Source organism: Streptomyces sp. NPDC053432 (genome assembly GCF_055585365.1).
The window spans coordinates 98,574-122,341 of sequence record NZ_JBVJKF010000008.1 but is presented as its reverse complement, the minus strand read 5'-3'; the positions used below and the strand labels follow the sequence as shown (position 1 = coordinate 122,341).

23 protein-coding genes and 1 riboswitch are annotated in these 23,768 nt (G+C 71.8%); of the genes, 11 read left to right on the top strand and 12 right to left on the bottom strand.

The annotated features are described in order from the left end of the window. The first annotated feature begins 25 nt into the window (after positions 1 to 25). On the top strand, positions 26 to 967 hold the full coding sequence (locus ACZ6Y1_RS15755) for an ROK family glucokinase (protein ID WP_469628589.1): 942 nt from the start codon (positions 26 to 28) through the stop codon (positions 965 to 967). Between the two features lie 66 nt (positions 968 to 1,033). Then, the gene (locus tag ACZ6Y1_RS15750) at positions 1,034 to 1,795 is read left to right on the top strand and encodes an endonuclease/exonuclease/phosphatase family protein (protein ID WP_469628586.1); all 762 of its coding nucleotides are present in this window, start codon (positions 1,034 to 1,036) and stop codon (positions 1,793 to 1,795) included. Positions 1,796 to 2,080: 285 nt separating this feature from the next. Here the strand turns inward: ACZ6Y1_RS15750 and ACZ6Y1_RS15745 are convergent, their stop codons facing one another. After that, positions 2,081 to 2,668 carry a hypothetical protein gene (locus ACZ6Y1_RS15745; protein ID WP_469628583.1) on the bottom strand — a complete coding sequence of 196 codons (588 nt, stop codon included), beginning with the start codon at positions 2,666 to 2,668 and terminating at the stop codon, positions 2,081 to 2,083. Next, positions 2,661 to 3,440, bottom strand: coding sequence for an alpha/beta hydrolase (locus tag ACZ6Y1_RS15740; protein WP_469629103.1), 780 nt, complete (start codon positions 3,438 to 3,440; stop codon positions 2,661 to 2,663). Before ACZ6Y1_RS15740 ends, ACZ6Y1_RS15745 begins: the two co-directional genes overlap by 8 nt. Before the next feature lie 170 nt (positions 3,441 to 3,610). Between ACZ6Y1_RS15740 and ACZ6Y1_RS15735 the strand changes: the two genes are divergently transcribed. The 5 genes from ACZ6Y1_RS15735 to ACZ6Y1_RS15715 all read left to right on the top strand — a co-directional run bounded on the left by ACZ6Y1_RS15735 (position 3,611) and on the right by ACZ6Y1_RS15715 (position 8,555). Further along, positions 3,611 to 4,351, top strand: coding sequence for a lysophospholipid acyltransferase family protein (locus ACZ6Y1_RS15735; RefSeq protein WP_469629100.1), 741 nt, complete (start codon positions 3,611 to 3,613; stop codon positions 4,349 to 4,351). Between the two features lie 54 nt (positions 4,352 to 4,405). Further along, complete coding sequence (macS, locus tag ACZ6Y1_RS15730; RefSeq protein WP_469628578.1) at positions 4,406 to 5,623, top strand: MacS family sensor histidine kinase; 1,218 nt, start codon at positions 4,406 to 4,408, stop codon at positions 5,621 to 5,623. Beyond that, positions 5,620 to 6,309, top strand: a complete 690-nt coding sequence (locus ACZ6Y1_RS15725) for a response regulator (protein ID WP_469628575.1) — start codon at positions 5,620 to 5,622, stop codon at positions 6,307 to 6,309. Before macS ends, ACZ6Y1_RS15725 begins: the two co-directional genes overlap by 4 nt. 153 nt (positions 6,310 to 6,462) lie before the next feature. Further along, on the top strand, positions 6,463 to 7,491 hold the full coding sequence (locus ACZ6Y1_RS15720) for a 6-phosphofructokinase (protein ID WP_469629098.1): 1,029 nt from the start codon (positions 6,463 to 6,465) through the stop codon (positions 7,489 to 7,491). A 71-nt stretch (positions 7,492 to 7,562) separates the two neighbouring features. Further along, positions 7,563 to 8,555, top strand: coding sequence for a 2-hydroxyacid dehydrogenase (locus tag ACZ6Y1_RS15715; RefSeq protein ID WP_469629095.1), 993 nt, complete (start codon positions 7,563 to 7,565; stop codon positions 8,553 to 8,555). 278 nt (positions 8,556 to 8,833) lie between these two features. Here the strand turns inward: ACZ6Y1_RS15715 and ACZ6Y1_RS15710 are convergent, their stop codons facing one another. Next, a complete protein-coding gene (locus ACZ6Y1_RS15710) occupies positions 8,834 to 10,762 on the bottom strand; it encodes an anthranilate synthase family protein (protein ID WP_469629092.1) in 1,929 nt (642 codons plus the stop codon). Between the two features lie 116 nt (positions 10,763 to 10,878). Then, a complete protein-coding gene (locus tag ACZ6Y1_RS15705; protein ID WP_202203957.1) occupies positions 10,879 to 10,947 on the bottom strand; it encodes a trp operon leader peptide in 69 nt (22 codons plus the stop codon). A gap of 166 nt (positions 10,948 to 11,113) precedes the next feature. Between ACZ6Y1_RS15705 and ACZ6Y1_RS15700 the strand changes: the two genes are divergently transcribed. Continuing rightward, positions 11,114 to 12,469, top strand: a complete 1,356-nt coding sequence (locus tag ACZ6Y1_RS15700; RefSeq protein WP_469628572.1) for a class II 3-deoxy-7-phosphoheptulonate synthase — start codon at positions 11,114 to 11,116, stop codon at positions 12,467 to 12,469. 171 nt (positions 12,470 to 12,640) lie between these two features. Beyond that, positions 12,641 to 12,976, top strand: coding sequence for a (2Fe-2S)-binding protein (locus ACZ6Y1_RS15695; RefSeq protein WP_469629088.1), 336 nt, complete (start codon positions 12,641 to 12,643; stop codon positions 12,974 to 12,976). Positions 12,977 to 12,996: 20 nt separating this feature from the next. On the opposite strand, the gene bfr is transcribed toward ACZ6Y1_RS15695, so the two are convergent. After that, complete coding sequence (gene bfr, locus ACZ6Y1_RS15690; protein WP_469628569.1) at positions 12,997 to 13,473, bottom strand: bacterioferritin; 477 nt, start codon at positions 13,471 to 13,473, stop codon at positions 12,997 to 12,999. Positions 13,474 to 13,658: 185 nt separating this feature from the next. Here bfr and ACZ6Y1_RS15685 point away from each other — a divergent pair, with 185 nt between their 5' ends. Beyond that, the gene (locus tag ACZ6Y1_RS15685) at positions 13,659 to 14,291 is read left to right on the top strand and encodes a sulfite oxidase-like oxidoreductase (RefSeq protein ID WP_469628566.1); all 633 of its coding nucleotides are present in this window, start codon (positions 13,659 to 13,661) and stop codon (positions 14,289 to 14,291) included. A gap of 38 nt (positions 14,292 to 14,329) precedes the next feature. Here the strand turns inward: ACZ6Y1_RS15685 and ACZ6Y1_RS15680 are convergent, their stop codons facing one another. From ACZ6Y1_RS15680 to thiO, 7 genes are all read right to left on the bottom strand, one after another. Beyond that, on the bottom strand, positions 14,330 to 14,968 hold the full coding sequence (locus ACZ6Y1_RS15680) for a DUF4396 domain-containing protein (protein WP_469628563.1): 639 nt from the start codon (positions 14,966 to 14,968) through the stop codon (positions 14,330 to 14,332). 94 nt (positions 14,969 to 15,062) lie between these two features. Then, on the bottom strand, positions 15,063 to 15,920 hold the full coding sequence (locus ACZ6Y1_RS15675; protein WP_469629085.1) for a deoxyribonuclease IV: 858 nt from the start codon (positions 15,918 to 15,920) through the stop codon (positions 15,063 to 15,065). 9 nt (positions 15,921 to 15,929) lie between these two features. Beyond that, positions 15,930 to 17,858 carry a Stk1 family PASTA domain-containing Ser/Thr kinase gene (gene pknB / locus ACZ6Y1_RS15670; RefSeq protein WP_469628560.1) on the bottom strand — a complete coding sequence of 643 codons (1,929 nt, stop codon included), beginning with the start codon at positions 17,856 to 17,858 and terminating at the stop codon, positions 15,930 to 15,932. Between the two features lie 1,049 nt (positions 17,859 to 18,907). Further along, positions 18,908 to 19,120 carry a hypothetical protein gene (locus ACZ6Y1_RS15665; protein WP_469628557.1) on the bottom strand — a complete coding sequence of 71 codons (213 nt, stop codon included), beginning with the start codon at positions 19,118 to 19,120 and terminating at the stop codon, positions 18,908 to 18,910. Positions 19,121 to 19,992: 872 nt separating this feature from the next. Next, entirely contained in the window at positions 19,993 to 20,787 is a 795-nt protein-coding gene (locus tag ACZ6Y1_RS15660; RefSeq protein ID WP_469629082.1) for a thiazole synthase, read from the bottom strand. A gap of 41 nt (positions 20,788 to 20,828) precedes the next feature. Further along, the gene (thiS, locus tag ACZ6Y1_RS15655; RefSeq protein ID WP_376659461.1) at positions 20,829 to 21,029 is read right to left on the bottom strand and encodes a sulfur carrier protein ThiS; all 201 of its coding nucleotides are present in this window, start codon (positions 21,027 to 21,029) and stop codon (positions 20,829 to 20,831) included. Then, positions 21,026 to 22,159: a glycine oxidase ThiO gene (gene thiO / locus ACZ6Y1_RS15650; RefSeq protein WP_469629079.1), complete on the bottom strand. Its 1,134-nt coding sequence runs from the start codon at positions 22,157 to 22,159 to the stop codon at positions 21,026 to 21,028. The genes thiS and thiO overlap by 4 nt, the downstream gene beginning before the upstream one ends. A 177-nt stretch (positions 22,160 to 22,336) precedes the next feature. Further along, positions 22,337 to 22,448: riboswitch (TPP riboswitch) on the bottom strand. 81 nt (positions 22,449 to 22,529) lie between these two features. Here thiO and ACZ6Y1_RS15645 point away from each other — a divergent pair. After that, entirely contained in the window at positions 22,530 to 23,753 is a 1,224-nt protein-coding gene (locus ACZ6Y1_RS15645) for an NAD(P)/FAD-dependent oxidoreductase (protein WP_469628552.1), read from the top strand. Positions 23,754 to 23,768 lie beyond the last annotated feature (15 nt).

The window sequence follows — 23,768 nt, the reverse complement described above, 5'->3', positions numbered from 1 at the left end:
GGTTTGACCGGAAACCGAGGGACTAATGGGACTCACCATCGGCGTCGACATCGGCGGCACGAAGATCGCGGCCGGCGTGGTCGACGAAGAGGGCACCATCCTTGAGACGTACAAGGTGCCCACCCCGCCGACCGCGAACGGAGTCACGGAGGCCATCTGCGCCGCCGTGTCCGAGGTCAGCAGCAACCACACCATCGAGGCCGTGGGCATCGGCGCCGCCGGATACGTGGACGACAAGCGCGCCACCGTCCTCTTCGCGCCGAACATCAACTGGCGCCACGAGCCGCTCAAGGACAAGGTCGAGCAGCGCATCGGCCTGCCCGTCGTCGTCGAGAACGACGCGAACTGCGCGGCGTGGGGCGAGTACCGCTTCGGCGCAGGTCAGGGCCACGAGGACGTCATCTGCATCACGCTCGGCACCGGCCTGGGCGGCGGCATCATCATCGGCAACAAGCTGCGGCGCGGCCGCTTCGGCGTCGCCGCCGAGTTCGGGCACATCCGGGTCGTCCCGGACGGCCTGCTGTGCGGCTGCGGCAGCCAGGGCTGCTGGGAGCAGTACGCCTCCGGGCGCGCGCTCGTCCGGTACGCGAAGCAGCGCGCCAACGCCACCCCCGAGAACGCGGCGATCCTCCTCGCGCTCGGCGACGGCACCCCCGAGGGCATCGAGGGCAAGCACATCAGCGCGGCCGCCCGGCAGGGCGACCTGGTCGCCGTCGACGCCTTCCGCGAGCTGGCCCGCTGGGCCGGCGCGGGCCTCGCCGACCTGGCGTCCCTGTTCGACCCGTCGGCGTTCATCGTCGGCGGCGGGGTCTCCGACGAGGGCGACCTCGTCCTCGACCCGATCCGCAAGTCCTTCAAGCGCTGGCTGGTCGGCGGCGCCTGGCGTCCGCACGCGCAGGTGCTGGCCGCGCAGCTCGGAGGCAAGGCCGGGCTCGTCGGAGCGGCGGACCTGGCCCGCCAGGGCTGAGTTTTCCGGACGTGCCGCCCGCCGTGCCCCTTGGGGGAGCGGCGGGCGGCGGCATATCTTGCGGGCATGGACCAGTTGCCGCCCCCGCTGCCGAAGTCCCGTACCGAGCCGGACGGTTCCGCCGTGATCCGGGTACTCAGCTACAACATCCGTTCGCTGCGCGACGACGAGGACGCGCTGGCCAGGGTCATCCGCGCCTGCGAGCCCGACCTGGTCTTCGTCCAGGAGGCGCCGCTGTTCTTCCGGTGGCGCAAGCACGCGGCGCGGCTCGCCGCGAAGGCCGACCTGGTGGTGCTGAGCGGCGGCGCGACGGCGGCCGGGCCGCTGTTGCTGTGCTCGCTGCGGGCCTACGTGGAACGCACCGAGGACGTACTGCTGCCGCTCACCCCCGGCCTGCACCGGCGGGGCCTGGCCACGGCGGTGGTCCGCTTCGCGGGGGCGCGGGTGGGGGTGGTCAGCACCCACTTGTCCCTCGACGCGTCCGAGCGCGGGGCACAGGCGGGGCTGCTGCTGGACCGGGTCGCCGCGATGGACACCCCGTACGCGATCGTGGCGGGCGACGTGAACGAAGCGCCGGGCGGCCCGGTCTTCGGGCGGCTCTCCACCACCCTCCAGGACTGCTGGACGGTGGCCCCCTGGGGCGGGGAGCAGACCTTCCCCGCGGCGGCGCCGGAGCGGCGGATCGACGCGGTGTTCGCTTCGCGGGGGGTGGAGGTGCTGGCCTGCGGTGTCCCTGCGGGGCTGCCGGGGGTCGCCTCCGCGGACCTCCGCACCGCGACGGACCACCTCCCGGTCCTGGCGGCCCTCCGCCTCCCGGCTGCGCCGTAGCGCCGGTCCGGGCGCGGCGCCGCTGCCGGGGGCGCTGCCCCCGGCCCCCCGGTCCTCAAACGCCGGACGGGCTGGAACATCCAGCCCCGCCGGCGTTTGAGGCGCGGGGTCCGGGGCGGAGCCCCGGGGAACGGCGGTAGGGAGGGTAGGGGACCGGCCCCGCGCAGCGGCAACCACCCGCACACCCCCGCCCAGCCCCCACGGCCGGAGGCCGTCGCAGCGGCCCGGAGCCGGCGAGGAGCCCCCGGCGCCGAACCGGGCGAGGGCGTGTGGCGGAGGGGTCAGTCAGACCACGGCCCCGCGCCCCGGATCGTCGTCATCGTCGTCGCCCTGCGCCATCCTCGCGACCAGCGTCGCGAAGCCGCCCAGGAAGCCGCCGATGCCCAGGGTGGTCAGCCACCAGGTCATCTCCCACTGCAGCAGCACCGCCAGCAGCAGCAGCACCGGCCCGCCGACCACCGCCAGCCAGGCGAACTTCGACGTGGTGTCCGCCTCCGGCAGCTCCGGTTCGGGCTGCACGAAGTGGCCCTCGTCCTCGTCCTTCGGCTCCGCGAGGGAGTGGTCCCGGGGTCCCACCATGCCGCCCACGCCCGGGGCGAAGACCACCGAGCTGCCCAGGGACGGCGACGGCGCGGCCGGCGGCTCCGGCTCCGGCCCCTGCTCGGGCTCCGGTTCGGGCTCGGAACCCGCCTCCGCCTCCGGCGGCAACGGCTTCACGTCCTCCTCCGGCAGCAGCAGGTTCTCGATCGGCCGGAACGGCCTGGCCCCCGGCGGGTCCGGCGGCTCCTGCCCGTACCCGGCGACGATCGCCGCCCAGGCCGCTTCCTCGTCCAGCGGCGGAACTCCGCCCGACTGCTCCTCGTGCTCAGCCACCCGCCTCCGCCCCCTCCCTGCCCACGCTCTCCGCCAGCCGGCCGACGAACGCATAACTGTCCGCGAAGATCCGCTCCGCGTCATGGTCCAACGTCGCGACGTGGTAGCTCTGTTCCAGAAGGGTCTCGGTGACGTCCGTCGACGAGATCCGCGCCAGGATCCGCGCCGAGTCCACGGGCGGTACGACGTGGTCCTGCGGGCTGTGCAGCAGCAGCACCGGCTGCGTCACCTGCGGCAGATCCGCGTCCACCAGCTGGAAGAGCTTGCGCAGCGAGTGGGCGGCCCGGGTCGGGACCCGGTCGTAGCCGACCTCCTCCGAGCCCGGCTTCGCGATGTCGCTGGCGATGCCCGGCGTCGACCTGATGAAGTGCTTGGCGACCGGAAGGGCGAAGGCCAGCGGGTCGTGCACCTTGTTGGCCGGGTTGACGAGGACGAGGCCGCTGATCGCGTCCCCGTGCTTGGCGGCCAGCCGCAGCGTGAGCGCGCCGCCCATCGAGAGCCCGAAGACGAACACCTGCTCGCACCGGTCCAGCAGCTCCCGCAGCGCCCGGTCTACCTCCGCGTACCAGTCCTCCCAGCCCGTGAGCTGCATGTCCTGCCAGCGCGTCCCGTGCCCGGGCAGCAGCGGCAGCGACACCGTGAGGCCCTTCCCGGCGAGGTACTCGGCCCAGGGGCGCATCGACTGCGGGGAACCGGTGAAGCCGTGGCAGAGAAGGACGCCGACCTCTCCGCCCTCGTGGCGGAACGGCTCGGCTCCAGGGAGGACGGGCACCAGGGTCTCCTTGATCATGATGTACATCAGGTGGGTGCGTTGCTCTGTGTGACTTCACCGTACGCGACCGGACTGGTACCGACCAGGGCCGTCGGGCCGCTGTCGGGGGAGGCAGGGGATAAGGTCTGTTCGACAGACACAGGAAGGCTTTCGAGTTGATCTACGGCGCAATGAAGTTCTCCATCGGCGGGTCCCTGAAGCTCGCTTTCAGGCCGTGGGTGGAGGGCCTGGAGAACATTCCCGCCGAGGGGCCCGCGATCCTCGCGAGCAACCACCTGTCCTTCTCGGACTCCTTCTTCCTCCCGGCCGTGCTGGACCGGAAGGTCACCTTCATCGCGAAGGCCGAGTACTTCACCTCCCCGGGGGTCAAGGGCAAGCTGACGGCCGCCTTCTTCAAGGGCGTCGGCCAGCTCCCGGTGGACCGCTCCGGTGCCCGGGGGGCCGGCGAGGCCGCCATCAAGAGCGGCATCGAGGTCATCGAGCGCGGGGAGCTCTTCGGTATTTACCCCGAGGGGACGCGTTCACCCGACGGACGCCTCTACCGCGGCAAGCCCGGCGGGCTGGCCCGGGTGGCGCTGGCCACCGGAGCGCCCGTGATCCCCGTGGCGATGATCGACACGGAGAAGATCCAGCCGCCCGGCAAGGTGATCCCGAAGCTGATGCGCCCCGGGATCCGGATCGGCAAACCGCTGGACTTCAGCCGGTACCACGGCATGGACGGTGACCGCTTCATCCTGCGCTCGGTGACCGACGAGGTCATGTACGAGATCATGAAGCTCTCCGGCCAGGAGTACGTGGACATCTACGCCACGGCGGCCAAGCGCCAGATCGCGGACGCGGAGAAGGCCGAGAAGGAAGCCGAGAAGGCAGCCAGGGGCGAGAAGAACGCCAAGGGCGACGGCGCGGAGTAGGAACGGGCGGCGGTACCGCCCGCGGGAGCGGGAAGCGGGGGCGGGGCGGGGGAGATGGCGAAACGCGAGCGTGTCGTGCGCATGTCGGTAGAGCAGCCGCTCTGGCGGGCGCTGACGGCGTACCGGCTGCTGACCATGGTCTACGCGGTGGTGCTGTTCGCCTCCGCCTACAAGAAGTTCGACCGGCCCATGGTCGCGATCGGCTACCTCGCCGTGCTCGCCGTGTGGACCCTGGCCACCTCCTCGAAGGTGGCCACCGCCGCCAGCTGCACCAAGCGCTTCCTCTGCGCCGACCTCACCGTCGCCATCGTGGGGATCCTGCTCACCCCGGTCGCCGACACCCACGAGCGGATCGCCGCGGGCGGCCCGACCCTCCCCAGCATCTGGACCGCGGGCTCGGTCCTCGCCTTCGCCCTCAAGGGCGGATGGCGCTGGGCCGGCTTCGCCTCCACCTTCGTGGCCGCGGCCAACCTCGGCATCCACGGCGGCGACCCGACCCGCGACACCCTGCACAACGTGCTGCTGGTCTGGGTCGCCTCCATCGCCATCGGCTACGTCGTAGAGGTCGCCCGGGCCAGCGAGGCCACCCTGGCCCGCGCCCTGGAGATCGAGGCCGCCACCCGCGAGCGCGAGCGCCTCGCCCGCGACATCCACGACGGGGTCCTCCAGGTCCTCGCCATGGTCCAGCGGCGCGGCACCGAACTCGGCGGCGAGGCGGCCGAACTCGGCCGGATGGCGGGCGAGCAGGAAGTGGCGCTGCGCACCCTGGTCTCCAGCGGACTCGTGCACCCCTCCCGGATCTCCCGCGACGAGTCGCTGGGCGCGCTGGTGGACTCGTACGAGGTGGAGGAGCCCGGTGCGGACGAGGGCGAGGTCGATCTGCGGACCCTGCTCGCCCCGCACGCCGGCTCCCGGGTGAGCTTCGCCGAGCCGGGCACCCCGGTGCGGCTGCCGGTGCCCGCCGCGAGGGAACTGGCCGCGGCGGTCGGCGCCGCCCTCGACAACGTGCGCAAGCACGCCGGGGAGGGGGCCAGCGCCTGGATCCTGGTCGAGGACTGGGGCGACGAGGTGATCGTCACCGTCCGCGACGACGGCCCCGGCATCCCGGCCGGCCGGCTCGACCAGGCCGAGGGCGAGGGACGGATGGGCGTAGCCCTGTCCATCCGCGGCCGGCTGCGGGACCTCGGCGGCAGCGCCGAGCTGGTGTCCGTCCCCGGACAGGGCACCGAAGTGGAACTGAAAGTACCCAGGGGGAGGACGGGCAAGAGATGAGCGAACCGAGCGAGCCGAGCGTGCCGAGCGCGATCAAGGTGATGGTGGTCGACGACCACCCGATGTGGCGGGACGCGGTCGCCCGCGACCTGGCCGCCGCGGGCTTCGACGTGGTGGCCACGGCCGGTGACGGCCCCGAGGCCGTCCGCCGGGCCCGCGCCGTCACCCCGCACGTCCTGGTCCTCGACCTCAACCTCCCCGGCATGCCCGGGGTCCAGGTCTGCAAGGAGCTGGTCGGCGCCAACCCCGCGCTGCGGGTCCTCGTCCTGTCGGCGAGCGGCGAGCACGCGGACGTACTGGAGGCGGTGAAGTCCGGCGCCACCGGATACCTGCTGAAGTCCGCCGGCGCCCAGGAGCTGATCGACGCCGTCCGCCGCACGGCCGCCGGCGACCCGGTCTTCACGCCGGGCCTGGCCGGACTGGTGCTCGGCGAGTACCGCCGCCTGGCCACCGACCCGGCACCGGCCGCCTCCGACGAGCCGAAGGCGCCGCAGCTGACCGACCGGGAGACCGAGGTGCTGCGACTGGTGGCCAAGGGGCTGTCGTACAAGCAGATCGCGGAACGGCTGGTCATCTCCCACCGCACGGTGCAGAACCACGTCCAGAACACCCTGGGCAAGCTCCAGTTGCACAACCGCGTGGAGCTCGTCCGCTACGCCATCGAGCGCGGCCTCGACGACGCGTAGCCCCGCCCGCCCACGTCGAACGTCGTACTTACTCCTCGTACGAGTGAACGGGCGTACGCAACGCCCCGCGATTCCACCGGAATTGACCCCTCCATCGCCCTTGTTGTGACCTGCGTCACCACTAGCGTGACCGTCATGGCGAAGGGAGATTCCATGAAGGTCGGAGTGCTGACCGGTGGCGGCGACTGCCCCGGGCTCAACGCGGTGATCCGCGGCGTCGTCCGCAAGGGCGACCAGGAGTACGGATACGAGTTCGTCGGGTTCAAGGACGGCTGGCGGGGCGCGGTCGAGGGAGTCACCGTCCCGCTGGACATCCCCGCCGTCCGCGGCATCCTGCCCCGCGGCGGCACCATCCTCGGCTCCTCGCGCACCAACCCGTTCAAGGTCGAGGACGGGGTGCGGCGGATCAAGGAGAACCTCACCAAGTACGAGGTCGACGCGCTCGTCGCGATCGGCGGCGAGGACACCCTCGGCGTCGCCGCCAAGCTGTACGAGGAGTACGGCATCCCCTGCGTCGGCGTGCCGAAGACCATCGACAACGACCTGTCGGCGACGGACTACACCTTCGGCTTCGACACGGCCGTCGGCATCGCGACCGAGGCCATCGACCGGCTGCACACCACGGCCGAGTCCCACATGCGGGTCCTGGTCGTCGAGGTCATGGGCCGGCACGCCGGCTGGATCGCCCTGCACTCGGGCCTCGCCGGCGGCGCCAACGTGATCCTGATCCCGGAGCAGCGCTTCGACATGGACCAGGTGTGCGCCTGGGTGAACTCCCGCTTCACGGCGAGCTACGCGCCGATCGTGGTCGTCGCCGAGGGCGCCATGCCCAAGGACGGGGACATGGTGCTGAAGGACGCCACCAAGGACTCCTTCGGGCACGTCCGCCTCTCGGGGGTGGGCGAATGGCTCGCCAAGGAGATCGAGGCGCGGACCGGCAAGGAGGCCCGTACGACGGTCCTCGGCCACATCCAGCGGGGCGGCACGCCCAGCGCCTTCGACCGCTGGCTGGCGACCCGGTTCGGGCTGCACGCGATCGACGCGGTGCGCGACCGGGACTTCGGCAAGATGGTCGCGCTCAAGGGGACGGACATCGTCCGGGTCCCGATCGCCGAGGCCACGGCGAAGCTGAAGACGGTGGACCCGGCGCTGTACAGGGAAGTCGGGGTCTTCTTCGGCTGACCCGCCCTGCGGGGCCGGACCATGGGTCGTATGGTGACAAACGACCCATGGCCTGGCTGGCGGGAGTGAGCGTGGAGATCCTGGCATTCGGTGTGACCGTCGACGAGAAGCCACTCCTGGAGCAGGCCTTCGCGGGACAGCACGAGGTCCGCTGCCTCGACGTCTTCCTCAGCGAGGACACGGCGCCGATCGCGGCCGGGTACGAGATCGTCTCCTCCAGCGTGAACGCCGACCTGAACGCCCGGGTGCTGCGGATCCTGGCGGCGGGCGGGACGAAGCTGATCGCCCAGCGGTCCACCGGCTTCAACAACATCGACCTCGACGTGGCCCGGCAACTGGGCATGACCGTCAGCCGGGTTTCCTACTATTCGCCCTACTCCGTGGCCGAGTTCGCCTGGACCCTCGCGATGGCCGTCAACCGGCGGATCGTCCGGGCCTCCAACCGGACCCGGGACTTCGACTTCCGCCTGAACGGGCTCATGGGTCGCGACATGCGGGGCCGCACAGTGGGCGTCCTCGGCACCGGCAAGATCGGCGAGGCCTTCACCCGGATCGCACACGGCTTCGGCATGAACCTGCTGGGCTGGGACGTAGTCCAGAACCCCGCGTGCGTGGAACTCGGCATGCAATACGTTGACAAGGACGAACTGCTCGCCTCCTCGGACCTGGTCAGCCTGCACGTACCGCTGCTGGAGTCCACCCACCACATCGTCGACGCGGCGGCGCTGCGGCTCATGCGCGACGACGCGATCCTGGTGAACTCCAGCCGGGGCGGGCTCATCGACACGGAGGCGCTGGTCGCCGAACTGCGGGCGGGGCGGTTCACGGGCGTGGGCCTCGACGTGTACGAGGCCGAGGCCGGGGTGTTCTTCACGGACAAGTCCCTGGAGGCGGTGGAGGACGACACCCTGGCCCGCCTCGTCACGTTCCCGAACGTGGTGGTGACCTCCCACCAGGCGTACTACACGAGGGACGCGGTCGGGCAGATCATCGACACGACGGTCGCCAACGTGGCGGACTACCTCGCGGGGCGGCGCTCGGAAAACACCCTGGTCCCCTCCTGAGGCGGGGCGCGGCGGGGTGCCGCTGCCGCTGCGCGGGGCCCGATCCCCGACCCCGCCCTTCCGCCGTTCCCCGGGCGCTGCCCGGACCCGTTCCGGGCGCTGCGCACCCGTGCGCTCACACGCCGCGCGGGCTGGAGTCGCCCTGCGGGCGATCCAGCCCCGCCGGCGTTTGAGGCGCGGGGTCCGGGGCGGAGCCCCGGGGAACGGCGGAAGGGCGGGTAGGGGGGCGGCCCCGCGCAGCGGCCGGCGGGTCCGCCCCCGGGCAGGGCGCGGCGGGGCTACGCCGCGGCGGCGGCCGTCACGTCGGCCAGCAGCTCGCGCAGCAGCTCCGCGCCCCGCAGGGTGAGCACCGACTCCGGGTGGAACTGGACCCCCGCAAAGCCACCCGCCGCGGAGCGGATCGCGTGGACCTCGCCCGTCGCGGGGTCACGGGAGACCTCCACCCCCACCGGCTCGCAGCCCTCGGCGCAGTGCGCGGTGTACGTGTTGTAGAAGCCCACCACCTCCTCGGCCCCGAACAGATCGATCCGCGTCTGCGCACCCTGCGCCGGCTCCGCCTTGCGGATCAGCGGCAGTCCGAGCTCCGCCGCCAGCAGCTCGTGCCCCAGGCAGACCCCGAGCAGGCCGCCCCGGTGCGAGCCGAGGAGCTCCGCGGCCAGCGCGCGCAGCATCCGCATCTTGGGGTCGGCCGCGTCCGCCGGGTTCCCCGGTCCCGGGCCCAGCACGATCGGCCCCTCCCAGGCCAGGGCCGCCTCCCGCAGCCCCGGATCGTCGTAGCGGCGTACGGTCACCTCCAGCCCGGCCACCCGCAGGACGTGCGCCAGCATCGCCGTGAAGGTGTCCTCACCGTCGACGACCAGCGCGTGGCCGGACGGCGTGGCGGGCCGTTCCTGCATCCGCAGCCAGAAGGGGGCCAGGTCCGCCCGCCGGGCAGAGAGCGCCGCCTGCACCCGGGGATCGTCCGCCAGCCGCGCCGCCCCCTCGAAGGCGGGGCGGGGCGCCGCCGGCCGGACCCCGAGCGCCGCCAGCACCCCCGCGGCCTTCGCGTGGGTCTCCGCGACCTCGCCCGCCGGGTCGGAGTGCCGCACGAGGGTGGCGCCGACCGGCACCCGCAGCACGCCGTCCCCGTCGATGTCGGCGGTGCGGATCAGGATGGGGGAGTCGAGCGTCTGCGCCCCGGCCGCGTCCACGCCCAGCAGGGCCAGCGCGCCCGCGTAGTAGCCGCGGCCACCGGTCTCGTACCGCTCGATCACCCGGCAGGCGTTCTGCACCGGCGAGCCGGTCACCGTCGCCGCGAACATCGTCTCGCGCAGCACCTCCCGCACGTCCAGGGAGGAGCGCCCGCGCAGCTCGTACTCGGTGTGGGCGAGGTGCGCCATCTCCTTCAGGCGCGGTCCGACCACGACGCCGCCGCGGTCGCCGACCGTGCACATCATCTTGAGCTCCTCGTCGACCACCATCGACAGCTCCTCGGTCTCCTTGCGGTCGCCGAGGAAGGTCAGGAGGGAGTCCACGGTCGGACCGGCCGCCGGATAGCGGTACGTCCCGCTGATCGGGTTCATCACGACGGTCCCGCCCACCCGTCGCCCGCCACCACCCTCAATCGAGAGCGCTTCGCGCTCGCTCCTCCCACCGGACATCCGTACGTGGACCTCCGGGCTGGCGCCCACCAGCGTCCGCTCCCCGGTGTGGACGACGTACGTCCAGTACGCGCCCCGCTCCCCCTCCAGCAGCCGCCGGAACAGGGCGAGGGCGTCGGCCCGGCCGAAGCCCTCGATCCGGCCCTCGAAGGTGCGCCGGATGACGAAGTTCGCGCCCTCCCCGCGGCCGATCTCGTCCTCGATGACCCGCTCGACCGTGGCCGCGTACTCCTCGTCGGGGACGTCGAAGCCGCCGCCGTCGACCCGGACGGTGTGCGCGGGCAGCGCGGCCAGCGCCTCGGCGAGCGGGATCTCGTACGCCTCCTCGGCGACGAGCACGCTCAGCGGCGTGCCGTCGTCGCGCACGTCGAACCCGCGCTCGCGGATCTGCCGGAAGGGGACGAGGGCGAGGGTGGGCAGCTCCCGCACCGGCAGGTCGCAGAGGTGGCCGGCCTCGTGGACCGGGCCGAGGAGCACCTCGACGGTGTCGTGGTCACGGCCGGGGGTGCGCCGGCGCAGCAGGGCGAACGGGGGACAGGAGTCGTCGAGCAGGCGGCTGAGTGCCATGGACATGGGCGGGTCGTCCTTCCGGTGGGAGGAGCGGCCCGGTGTCCGTGGGCGGTGTTTCTTCACCGAACACGAAAGGCCGCCCCTCGGGGCGGCCTTCGCGTCGGTAGTGTCGTTTACGTACGCGCGAGGAGTGGGCCGCCCGGAGCGGTCCACCACCAGTTCTGGTTCGAGTGCGCGTACATGCTGCGCACCTTAGCCCAGATCGTCCTCCAGGCGCAGGATCCGTCTCATGAAGCGGTATGAACCATGGATTCCGTATTTCCGGGCTCCGTCAACCTTCGAGCCACTTCCGTCTCACCAGGTGGGCGCGAGGCTGGACGTGACGAATGACGACGTAATGTTTACGAGGTGACCGTGAACGCTGAAACCCAAGCCCCCGCCGCCAAGGCGACCTGGCGAGACCTTCCCGCGGCGCAGCAGCCTTCGTACCCCGATGCCGAGGCTCTGCGCGCTGTCGTCGCGGACCTCGAGTCGTATCCGCCGCTCGTCTTCGCGGGCGAGTGTGACCAGCTGCGCGCCCGACTGGGAGCCGTCGCCAAGGGCGAGGCGTTCCTGCTCCAGGGCGGCGACTGTGCCGAGGCCTTCGACGCCGTGTCCGCCGACCACATCCGCGCCAAGCTGAAGACGCTGCTCCAGATGAGCGCCGTCCTGACGTACGCGGCCTCCGTGCCCGTCGTGAAGGTCGGCCGCATCGCGGGTCAGTACTCCAAGCCGCGCTCCAAGGACACCGAGACCCGCGACGGCATCACCCTGCCGACCTACCGCGGTGACTCCGTCAACGGCTTCGCCTTCACCGAAGAGGCCCGCATCCCGGACCCGGAGCGGCTGAAGCGCATGTACCACGCGTCCGCGTCGACGCTGAACCTGGTGCGCGCATTCACCACCGGTGGTTACGCCGACCTGCGCCAGGTGCACGCCTGGAACCAGGACTTCGTGAAGTCCTCCCCCTCCGGGCAGCGCTACGAGCAGCTCGCGCGGGAGATCGACAACGCGCTGAACTTCATGAAGGCCTGCGGCACCGACCCGGCCGAGTTCAAGGCCGTCGAGTTCTACGCCTCCCACGAGGCGCTGCTGCTCGACTACGAGGGCGCGCTGACCCGTACGGACTCCCGTACCGGCAGGCTGTACGACACCTCGGGCCACATGGTCTGGATCGGTGAGCGCACCCGCCAGCTGGACCACGCGCACATCGAGTTCTGCTCGCAGATCGCCAACCCGATCGGCATCAAGCTCGGTCCGACCACCACGGTGGACGAGGCGCTGACCTACATCGACCGCCTGGACCCCGAGCGCGAGCCGGGCCGGCTGACCTTCGTCGTTCGCATGGGCGCCGACAAGGTCCGCGACAAGCTCCCGGAGCTCGTCGAGAAGGTCACCGCGTCCGGTGCGACCGTCGCCTGGGTCACCGACCCGATGCACGGCAACACCTTCGAGGCGGCCTCCGGCCACAAGACGCGCCGTTTCGACGACGTGCTCGACGAGGTCAAGGGCTTCTTCGAGGTCCACAAGGGCCTCGGCACCCACCCGGGCGGCATCCACGTCGAGCTCACCGGTGACGACGTCACCGAATGCGTGGGCGGCGGCGACGAGATCTTCGTCGACGACCTCCACCAGCGCTACGAGACGGCCTGCGACCCCCGGCTCAACCGCAGCCAGTCCCTGGACCTGGCGTTCCTGGTCGCCGAGATGTACCGCGACCAGTAAGCGGCTACGGGCGGGCAGCAGCCCGTGACGATGGGGCGCGGATCGATGTGATCCGCGCCCCATCCGCGTATCCGGGTCTTTTAGGGAACCCTAACTTTGGGTACGGTTAGGTAAGCCTCACCGATCTAGGGGATGGCTCGAAGAACCATTCCGCTCAGGGAGGTGCACCGCGTGTACGTCTGCTCGTGTTTCGGGATCACCGACCAGCAGGTCAAGGACCACGCGGCTGCCGGGGCCTGCACCCCGCGCCAGATCGCCTCGGCCACCAAGGCCGGCACGGACTGCGGCTCGTGCGTGCGCACCATCCAGGGCATACTCGGCCGCGGTGCCTGCCCGCGCCGCGAGCAGCTGGACAAGGGCAACGCCGCGGCCGTCCTCGCCGCGGACCCCGAGCTGGCGGCGGTGACCGTACCCGAGCTCACGGCCGTGCCCGCGATCGCGGCGGTGGCCGCACCCGCGGCGGAGCAGGCGCCTGCGCTCGCGCCCCGGCTCGCGGAAGCGGCCTAGTCCTCCCGCAAGGGCAGGGGTCAGCTCGGCTGCTCGATCAGCTGGGCGATGTACAGGGGCTCTCCCAGGGACTCGATGAGCTCCAGCTGGGTGTCGAGGTAGTCGATGTGGTGCTCCTCGTCCTCCAGGATCTCCTCGAAGAGCCGCGCCGAGGTGATGTCGCCCTTGCCGCGCATGACTTCGATGCCCCGCTTGAGCCGGTCGATGGCCTCGACCTCGACCTGGCGGTCCGCCTGGAACATCTCCGTGATCGTCTGGCCGACGCGCACGTGGAAGAGGCGCTGGTAGTTCGGCAGGCCGTCCAGCATGAGGATGCGTTCGGTGAGCTTGTCCGCGTGCTTCATCTCGTCGATGGACTCTTCACGCGTGTACTTGGCGAGCTTGGTCCAGCCCTTGTTGTCCTGGATGCGGTAGTGCAGCCAGTACTGGTTGATGGCCGTCAGCTCGCCGGTCAGCTGCTCGTTCAGAAACTCAAGGACCTCGGGGTCGCCCTGCATCGCAGAGGCTCCTTCCAGGCAATGTCAGCTATGTGACGGGGCAGGTGGGCGCATCCTTGCACCGCCACTGGGGAGCGTCCAGTAAGTGCCTCCTTAGTGGGAGTTGCCAGGACTTGCCCCGAAACCGGCCCGCATTGGCCCAGACCTGGTCATGACCACCCCGCCAAGTCTGTCACCATGGAGTCATGGGTCAGCCGGAAAGCCGGGAATCTCCGGGAGCAGAGCAGCCGGAGCTCCCCCCGGGGCAGCGGCTCCAGCGGGGCTGGCCCGTCACCCACTACGGGCCTGTACCGAAGTTCAAGCCGGAGCGCTGGGAGTTCCGCGTCTTCGGGGCCACGGCCGACGGTGAGAAGCACTGCTGGAACCACGAGGAGTTCACGGCCCTGCCCTTCGAGTCGGTGGTGGCGGATCTCCACTGCGTGACGAAGTTCAGCATGCAGGGCGCCGAATGGGGCGGTGTGCTCGCCCGTACCGTGCTCGCCCTCGCACCGCCCGCCCCGCAGGTCACGCACGTGATGGTGTGGGCCGAGTACGGCTTCAGCTCCAACTTGCGGCTGGCCGACTTCGCTTCCGACCGGACCGTCTTCGCCACTCACGAGGGCGGTGAACTGCTCACCGCCGAGCACGGGTTCCCGCTGCGGCTCGTGGTCCCGCACCTGTACGCCTGGAAGGGCCCCAAGTGGGTCCGCGGGATCGAGTACATGACCGCGGACCGCCGGGGCTTCTGGGAGGAGCGGGGTTACCACAACATCGGCGACCCCTGGCGCGAACAGCGCTACTCCTATCAGGAGGAGCCGGGGGACGGCCCGGAGCTGTAGCGGACGCCGTCGGGGGAATCGCCCGATGGTGGTACTGCTCAGTGGTGGTACTGGTGGACGACCGCGTGACCCTTGCCGCGGCCGATCATCCACTTGTTGACCGGGGTGGTGAGGACGAAGGCGATCGCGAGCGAGATCGCGAGCACGATCCAGAACAGCGCGTCCGACAGGTGCGCGTCCATGGCGCCGGGCCACAGGGCGATCACCCCGTTGTCGATCAGCTCCATGACGGCGATCGAGAGGGTGTCGGCGGCCAGCGCCACCCGGACGGCCGTACGGAAGTCGACGCCGGCGCCGAGGATCCCGCGCAGGGTGAGGGCGTAGCCGAAGAAGAACGCCAGCACGATCGCCAGGATCATGGTCGACACGTTGCCCCACCCGAGCGCGGTGCCGATGATCATGCCGAGCACTTCGCCGATGGCGCAGCCGGTGAGGCAGTGGAGGGTGGCCTTGGCGGCCATGGCCCAGCTGACGGGGCCGTGGCCGTGGCCGTGGTGGCCTTGGTGCGCGCCGTGGTCGGCGTGGGCCGCGTGGTCGCCGTGTGCGGCGTGCCCGGCGTGGTTGGCGTGCTGGTCGTGGACCTGGTGTCCCTGGTGGGCCTCGTGGTCTGCGTGGCCGCCGTGGTGCTCGTGTCCGTGGTGCTGATGGTGCTCGTCGTGCGCGTGCGTCTGCTCCATGACAACAACCCCCTCATGGGAATGCCGGGTGGCGGTTCCGTCGTTCTGACAGAACCGTATACCCCCCTGGGGTATTCCTCAAGGGATCACCGGATCACTCCATACCGCGCAGCTCCTTCAGCAGCGCCACGTCCGCCGCATGTCCTTCCTTGCCGCCGGGCGTCTCGATGATCAGCGGTACGCCCTCCATCGCCGGGTGCGTGAACAGCTCCGCGAAGGCGTCCCGGCCGATGTGGCCCTGGCCGATCTGCGCGTGCCGGTCCTTGTGCGCGCCGACACCCTCCTTGGAATCGTTCGCGTGGACCAGCTTCAGCCGGCCCTCGCCGACCGTGTCCACGAGCAGGTCGAGGGTCCGCTTGGTGCCGCCCGGCTCCGCCAGGTCGTGTCCGGCCGCGAAGACGTGACAGGTGTCCAGGCAGACCCCGAGCATCGGATGGCGGTCGAGCGCGTCGAAGTACGGGCCGAACTCCTCGGCCGTCGAGCACAGCGAGGAACCCTGACCGGCCGTGGACTCCAGCAGCAGGAAGGGGTCGTCCTCGTGCGTCAGCTCGTCCAGCAGCGGCAGCATGTGCTCCCTGACCTGCGCGTACGCCGCCTCACGCGGACGTCCGCCGGTCGCGGAGCCGGTGTGCACGACCACCCCGAGCGCGCCGATCTCCCGGCCGCGGCGCAGCGAGTGGCGCAGCGACTCCACCGACTTCTCGACGGTCGCCTCGGTGTGGGAGCCGAAGTTGATCAGGTAGGGGGCGTGCACGTACGCCGGGACCGACGCCTCCGCGCACTCCGCCCGGAACCGCTCGTCCTGCGCCGGATTACCGACCGGGGTGGCCCAGCCGCGCGGATTGGCGACGAAGACCTGGACCGCCTCGGCACCCATCTCACGGGCGTAGGCCAGCCCGACCGAGGCGAGGCCGCCCGCCACGGGGACGTGCCCGCCCACTGGATTGCGTATCACTGCGGCCTACAGCCCCTTGGTCTTGATGGTGATCGTGCTGCCCTCGGGGGCGGTCTGCCCGGCAGGCACCGACTGGGTGTCCACGGTGTTGCTGAAGGAGAGGAAGGGCCGCTCCACCTTCACCTTGAAGCCCGCGGCCTCCAGCGTCCTGCGCGCCGCGTCCACCTCCTGGCCGGTCACGCCCGGGACCGGGAGCTGGCGGGGGCCCTTGGACACGGTCAGCGTGATCGTGTCACCGGCCGCGGCCTGGGCGCCGGCGCTGACCGACTGGTTGGCGACCGTACCGGCCGCGGCGGGGGAGTTGACCTGTTCGGGGGCCGTCTCGACCTTGAAGCCCAGGCCCTCCAGGCTCGCCTTCGCCTGATCGGCGGGAAGTCCCACCACGCTCGGGACGCCGACCGGGCGGCCCTTGCTGACCACGAGCGAGACGGCCGTGTCCGGCGCACGCTTCTCGCCGCCCGCCGGGTCGGTGCTGATCACCGAGCCCTGGGCGATGTCCTGGCTGAAGGCCTGGGTGACGACGCCGGGGGCCAGCCCGGCCTTCGTCAGCTCCTTCTTGGCCTCCTCCAGCGGGCGTTCCTTCAGGTTGGGCACGGCCACGAGCTGGGGGCCGCGCGAAATCGTGATCGTCACGGCGCCGTTGCCGCGGATGCGCTTGCCGCCCGGCGGGTCGGTGTTCATCACCGTCCCGCGGTCGAAGGCGTCGCTGAACTTCCGGTCGACGCCCTTCACCCCGAGCCCGGCCGCCGACAGCTGGGAGCGGGCCTCGGCCTCGGTCTTGCCGAGGAGGTTCGGGACCTTCGTGAACTGGCCGGAGCTGATGTACCAGACGCCCGTGCCCAGCCCGAGGGCCAGCAGCACCCCCGCGACGACGAGCAGCACACCACGGCGGGGCAGCCGGGAGGCCGCGGCGGCCGGCCGGTGCGTCGCCGGTGTCGAGGTCGGGGACGGAGTCGGGGGCATCTCCAGACGGGAGGTGTGGTGCACGGGCTGCTGCGCGGCCACCGGGCGCGGGATCACGCCGGTGCGGTCCTCCGCGGACGACCGTTCCTCGGACCGCGCCTGCGGCGGTACGGCGTCCAGCTCGGCGTCACCGAGCTGCGCACGGGCCTCCAGGGCGAGGCCGAGCAGCGCGGCGGCGTCGTGCGGGCGCAGCTCGGGGTGGCGCGCGGTGGCCTGGGCGACGAGCTCGTCGAGCCCGGTGGCGAGCCCCGGGACGGCGGCCGAAGGCGGCGGCACGTCCTCGTGGAGGTGCTGGTAGAGCACCTGGGCGGGGGTCCCGCCGGTGTGCGGCTTGGAGCCGGTCAGCATCTCGTACAGCACGACACCGCAGGCGTAGACGTCCACGCGGGTGTCGGCGACACCGCTCTCGATCTGCTCGGGGGCCAGGTAGGAGACGGTGCCGAGGACGGAGCCGGTGGTGTTGGTGACGGAGTCCACGGAACGGACCAGCCCGAAGTCGGCCACCTTGACCCGGCCGTCGTCACCGATCAGGACGTTCTCGGGCTTCATGTCACGGTGCACGAACCCGGCCCGGTGGGCCGCGCCGAGGGCGGCGAGGACCGGCTCGAGGATGTCGAGGGCCGCCCGCGGCCGCAGCGCACCGCGCTCGCGGAGCACGTCGCGCAGGGTGCAGCCGGACACGTACTCCATGGCGAGGAAGACGTACGGCCCGTCCGTGCCCTGGTCGAACACGGCGACCACGTTGGGGTGCGCGAGCCGCGCCACGGACTTGGCCTCCCGGATGAACCGGTCGACGAAGGCCGCGTCGGCGGCGAGGGCCGGGTGCATCACCTTCAGCGCGAGCACGCGGTCGAGCCGGGTGTCGACGGCCCGGTAGACCGTTGCCATGCCGCCGGCCGCGATGCGGGCGTCTACGCGGTAGCGGCCGTCGAGCACGCGCCCGACGAGGGGGTCATCCAGGGTCGTATCCACCCGCCGATTCTATTGGCGGCCGGATGCGCCCAGACGGGGGCGGTCGTTCTTGCAGCGCAGCTGTGACGTGGGGCGGCGCGCAGGGGCCCACGCCCGGTCGGGGCCTGGGCCCCTGCGGGCCGCGCCGCCGGGTCGGCGGCTGCCACCCGCCTCCGGGTGCGAGTGGGGGCGTGGCGGGCGTCGTCGCGGGAGGGGGGTGACGGTTCGGGCCGGGCGTCGGGTGGGGCGTCGGGCCGGGCGTGGGGCGGGGCGTGGGGTGGAGGCTGGTCGGTGGTGGGGAGGCGGGCGGGATCGGTGCCCCGGCCGGTCGGGAGCGAGGAAGGGTTGGGGGTTTCCCGTCAGTCCCACTGTCCTTCCGCGTCGGGCCGGCCTGTCAAGGGCGCTCCTTCGTCGCGTCGCTTCGCGATGTCGCTGCGCTCCACCCTTGACAGGCCGTCCCGCCACGGAAAGACAAGGACTGCCGGGAAACCCCCAAAAGAACGGGCCGGGCGGAAGAGCCCATAAGCGGCCCGGCCAGAGACGTGCGAGGTGGTGGGGGTGGGGCACGCTCGCCCTCGGGCCGCTCCATCTGGCCCTCCGAACGGGGCAGGCGGCCGAGACCCGTCCAAACCTCGGCCACAAGAGCCTGGCGGCAGGCAGAGCGCGTCAAATCGCTACGCGCTCCCCATCTCTCAGCGTCTGACCCCCGTCCGGGGCTGATCTCGCCCCAGATCGCTACGCGCTTCGCTTTGACGGCGTCCACGGTCGATTGGGGCTGGACATAAGCCGCAAAAGATCGCTACGCGCTCCTCGATGACGGCGACTGCAGGCCGTCTGGGGAGAAGACGCCTCAGACAACGGCCATGTCGAGCTGTACTCGGGTCAGAGCGCCCGGACGTGTCACCACAAGCACGCCTGTCATTCCGTCTGTACCGCCTAGGGCGGGCGGTCGAAGTCCATGAAATGACCCTGGACCTTCCTACGTGCCGGAATACGCCTTCGATGCCTGACCGTTCGACGGTCCGTGCTGGTTTGTTCGCTGTCCAGCACGGACCGTCGGCGTAACTGCTTTAGTCGTAGTGGTACCGGTGGTGGTGGCTGTGATGGTTGTTGCAGTAGTCCCAGTTCCAGCCCCACAGCCAGTTCCAATTCCAGTCCCACTTGTGGTGACCGCGATGGTGGCGGTAGCAGTAGCCCCAGTCCCCGCCGTGGTCGCTGCTGCTTGGTGCCGTCGAGGCGACGCCGTGCGTTGCCGTCGGTGCGGCGAATGCGTTGGCGGGCAAAAGTGCGCCTGCTGCGGCCAGAGCGGTCGAGGCTGTAAGGAGGGCGAGACGCTGTTTTCGGAATGAGTGGGTCATGAGAATTAACCTCCGGTGGGGCGGGAAGTAATCGCCCGCGCAATATGTCGCGGGTGGATCTGTGTGATCCCAAGTCCCAATTAACCCCGGCCGGGTACATTGCGTCATGACCCGCATTTTCGGGACTTGACACACCTCCATGGGGCTTTCTGGCCGAGGTTTGGTGGGGTATCGGCCCCAGACGGCCATCGGACGCCGAGACAGAGGAGCGCGTAGCGATCGTTGGCGGCTTAGCCCAAGACGACCGTGGACGCCGTCAGGGAGGAGCGCGTAGCGATCTGGGGCGCCCTTCCTCCGGTTCAGGCTCTTGTGGTCGAGGTGGGGAGGAGTCTCGGCCGCCTGCCCCGTTCGGAGGGCGAGATGGAGCGGCCCGAGGGCGAGCGCGTCCTACCCCCACCGCCTCGCGCATCTCTGGCTGGGTCGTTTATGGGCTGTTCCGCCCGGCCCGTTCTTTTGGGGGTTTCCCGGCAGTCCTTGTCTTTCCGTGGCGGGACGGCCTGTCAAGGGTCGCCGAAGGCGATCGCGAAGCGACGCGACCGCAGGGAGCGCCCTTGACAGGGCGGCCCGACGCGGAAGGACAGTGGGACTGACGGGAAATCCCCAACCCTTCCTCGCTGCCGACCGGCCGGGGCACCGCCACCGCCCGCCTCCCGACCCCCGACCGGCCTCCAGGCCGGGTCGCGGACCGCCGTCGAGCGCCCGGCCCGAACGCCCAACTCCCCTCCCGCGACGCCGCCCGCCACCCCCACCCGCAGTGAGGGCCCCGACCGGGCGTGGAACCGTAACCGTCCCGCCCCTCAGAACGCCGGCCGCTCCGGGTCCAGGGCCGCCCGCCCCTCCGTGGGGGACGAGGCTTCGGCGAAGCGGCGTTGGGGGATGCGGCCCGCTCGGTGGGCCAGGCGGCCCGCGGAGACCGCGTCGCGCATGGCCGCCGCCATCAGGGCGGGGGACTGGGCGCGGGTGACCGCCGAGGCGAGCATCACCGCGTCGCAGCCGAGTTCCATGGCGAGGGCCACGTCCGACGCGGTGCCGGCACCGGCGTCGAGGATCACGGGGACGCCCGCCCGTTCGGTGATCAGCTCGAAGTTGTGCGGGTTGCGGATGCCCATGCCCGAGCCGATCGGGGAGCCGAGCGGCATGATCGCCGCGCAGCCCACGTCCTCCAGCTTGCGGGCCAGGACCGGGTCGTCGTTGGTGTACGGGAGGACGGTGAAGCCCTCGTCGACCAGGATCTCGGCCGCGTCGAGGAGTTCGACGCCGTCCGGCAGGAGGGTTCGCTCGTCCGCGACGACCTCCAGCTTGATCCAGTCCGTGCCCAGCGCCTCCCGTGCGAGGCGCGCCGTCAGGACGGCCTCGCCGGCGGTGAAGCAGCCCGCCGTGTTGGGCAGGACCGCGATGCCGAGCTTGGTGAGGACGGAGAGGACGGAGCCCTGGACCGTCGGGTCCAGACGGCGCATCGCGACGGTCGTGAGTTCCGTACCGGACGCGATCAGCGCGCGCTCCAGGACGTCCAGGCTCGGGGCACCGCCCGTGCCCATGATCAGGCGGGAGGAGAAGGTCCGGCCGCCGAGGGTGAGGAGATCGTCCGCCATGGCGTTCGTGGTGTTCATGTCGTTCGTGCCGCTCATGTGGTTCAGCCGCCCTGGACCGCGGTGAGGATCTCGACCCGGTCGCCGTCGCCCAGCGCCGTGGCCGGCCACTGGCCGCGCGGGACCACGGTCTCGTTGAGCGCGGCGGCGACGCCGGAGGGGGCGGTGGTGAGGGTGGCGACCACCGAGTCGAGGGTGGTGCCGGCCGCGATCTCGCGCGGCTCGCCGTTGACGGAGATGGTCATGCGAAGGACTCCTGACGTGCGGCGGAGAACCGGCGGGGGGAGAAGGGGCGGGCGACCGGCGGGAGTTCGCCGGTGGTCAGCAGCTCCGCCAGTACGTCGCCCGTGAGGGGGGTGAGCAGGACCCCGTTGCGGTAGTGGCCGGTGGCCAGGTGCAGGCCCGGCAGCTCGGTCGGGCCGAGCAGCGGGGCGTTGTCGGGGGAGCCGGGGCGCAGGCCTGCCCTGGTCTCGACGAGGGGGAGTTCAGTGATGCCGGGCACCAGCTCGTGGGCGTCGCGGAGGAGTTCGTAGACCCCGCCGGCGGTGACGGTGGTGTCCCAGCCGAGTTCCTCGCTGGTGGCGCCCAGGACGAGTTCCCCGTTCTCGCGCGGCACCAGGTAGACGTGGCTGCCGCGCACGACGGCCCGTACGGTCCGGGAGAGGAACGGGGCGTAGGCAGGAGGGACGGACAGGCGCAGGACCTGGCCCTTGACCGGCCGGACGGGTACGGCCGCCTCCGGCGGTACGCCGGGCAGCTTGCAGCTGAGCGAGCCCGCGGCCAGGACCACCTGGGCGGCGCGCAGCGCCGTACCGTCGTCGAGCACGGCGCCGGCCGCGCGGTCGGCGGTGACCACGAGCCGCTCCGCGTTCGCCCGGTGGATGATCACCCCGGCGCGCTCGCAGGCGGCCAGCAGGGCGGTCGCGAGCCGGCGCGGGTCGACCTGGTGGTCGCCGTCCACGCGCAGGCCGCCGCGGACGCCGGGGGCCAGCATGGGCTCCAGGCGGCGGCACTCGCGGCCGGTGAGCCACTCGGACTCAAGGCCGCAGCGGCGCTGCAGGGCGTGGAGTTCCCGCAGGTGGAGGCGGTCGTCGGAGTCGAGGGCGACGGCGAGGGTGCCGCAGGCGCGGTAGCCGATGTCCATGCCGCCGCTGGCCTCGGCGAGCTCGGCGGCGAACCGCGGGTAGCGCTCGGCGGAGGCGAGGCCGAGGCCCAGCAGGGATTCCTCGCCGTAGTGCAGTTCGGTGACGGGGGCGAGCATGCCGGCCGCGACCTGGGCGGCGCCGCCGCCGGGGGCCGGGTCGGCGAGCGCGGTGCGCAGGCCGCGTTCGGCGGCCCGCCAGGCGGTGACGAGGCCGATGATCCCGCCGCCGATGACGAGGACGTCGGATCCGGATCCCGTTTCGGGTCCCGATACGGGTCCGGATAGGGGTCCCGATACGGGTCCGGATACGGGTCCGGATAGGGGTCCCGATTCGGGCCGGGATGCGGGTCCCGATTCGGGTCCCGATACGGGTCCGGATTCCGGTCCCGTTCGATTCCGAGATGAAAACATGGGCGTCCAGCCCCTCCCTTCGCCGGCATGACCCGGATCAGGTTCGTACGGTCGGAGGCCGTCCAGCCTCCCTCTCAGCCCGGTGCGCCGGACTCCCGCGATAGGTACGGTGGCCAGACTAACCCGGCCGCCGACGGCGGGTAAGGCGGCACCTATTCCTGACGGGGCGTCAGATGATTAGGGTGTCCGAGTGAGTGAGCAGACGGAGAAGAATCAGAGCGGCGTCGTGATCGTCGGCGCCGGAATGGCCGGTGTGCAGACCGCGGTCGCCCTGCGGGAGCAGGGGTACGCCGGCCCCGTGACCCTGCTGGGCGCCGAGCCGCACCAGCCCTACGACCGCCCCCCGCTCTCCAAGGCGGTCCTGCTCGGCAAGGCCGAGGACTCCGCCTTCGACGTGGACTTCGAGGGGCTCGGCATCGAGCTCAGGCTCGGCACCGAGGTCACGGGGCTGCGGGCGGACGAGCGGGAACTGGACACCGAGGCGGGCCCCGTCCCGTACGAGGTCCTCGTGCTGGCCACCGGTGCCGAGCCGCTGACCCTGCCGGGGACCGGGGGTGTCCCCGGCGTGCACCTGCTGCGCACCCTCGACGACGCCGCCCGGCTGCGGCCGGTCCTGGCCGAGGCCCCCTCGGTCGTGGTCGTCGGGGCGGGCTGGATCGGCGCCGAGTTCGCCACGGCGGCCAGGGAGGCGGGCTGCGCGGTGACGGTGGTGGAGGCCGCCGACCGGGTGCTGGCGGGGGCGCTGCCCGAGGAGGTCGCCGCGCCGATGGGGCGCTGGTACGCGGAGGCGGGCGCCGAGCTGCTCACCGGCGCGAAGGTCGCCGGGATCGAGGCGGGGCGCGTACTGCTGGCGGACGGCCGGGAGCTGCCGGCCGGGGCGGTGGTCGTGGGCATCGGCGCCCGCCCCGCCACCGGGTGGCTGGCCGGGACCGGGGTGGAGCTCGGGGCCGACGGGTCGGTCACGGCCGACGAGCACCTGCGCACCTCCGTGCCCGGGGTGTACGCGGTCGGCGACTGCGCGTCGTTCCCCTCGGGGCGGTACGGGGCGCGGCTGCTGGTGCACCACTGGGACAACGCGCTGCAGGGGCCGCGGGCCGTCGCGGCGAACATCCTGGCGGGGGAGGAAGCGGGGGCGGTGTACGACCCAGTCCCGTACTTCTGGTCGGAGCAGTTCGGGCGCTTCGTGCAGTACGCCGGGCATCACGGCGGGGCGGACGAGCTGCTGTGGCGCGGGGACCCGGCCGGGGAGGCGTGGTCGGTGTGCTGGCTGCGGGGCGGGGTGCTGGTCGCGGTGCTCGCGGTGGGGAGGCCGCGGGATCTTGCGCAGGGGCGGCGGCTGATCGAGACGGGGGCGGCCGTCGACCCGGCGAAGGTCTCCGACCCGGGGGTTCCGCTGAAGTCGGCGGTCGCGTAGCCGTGTGACGGGCCG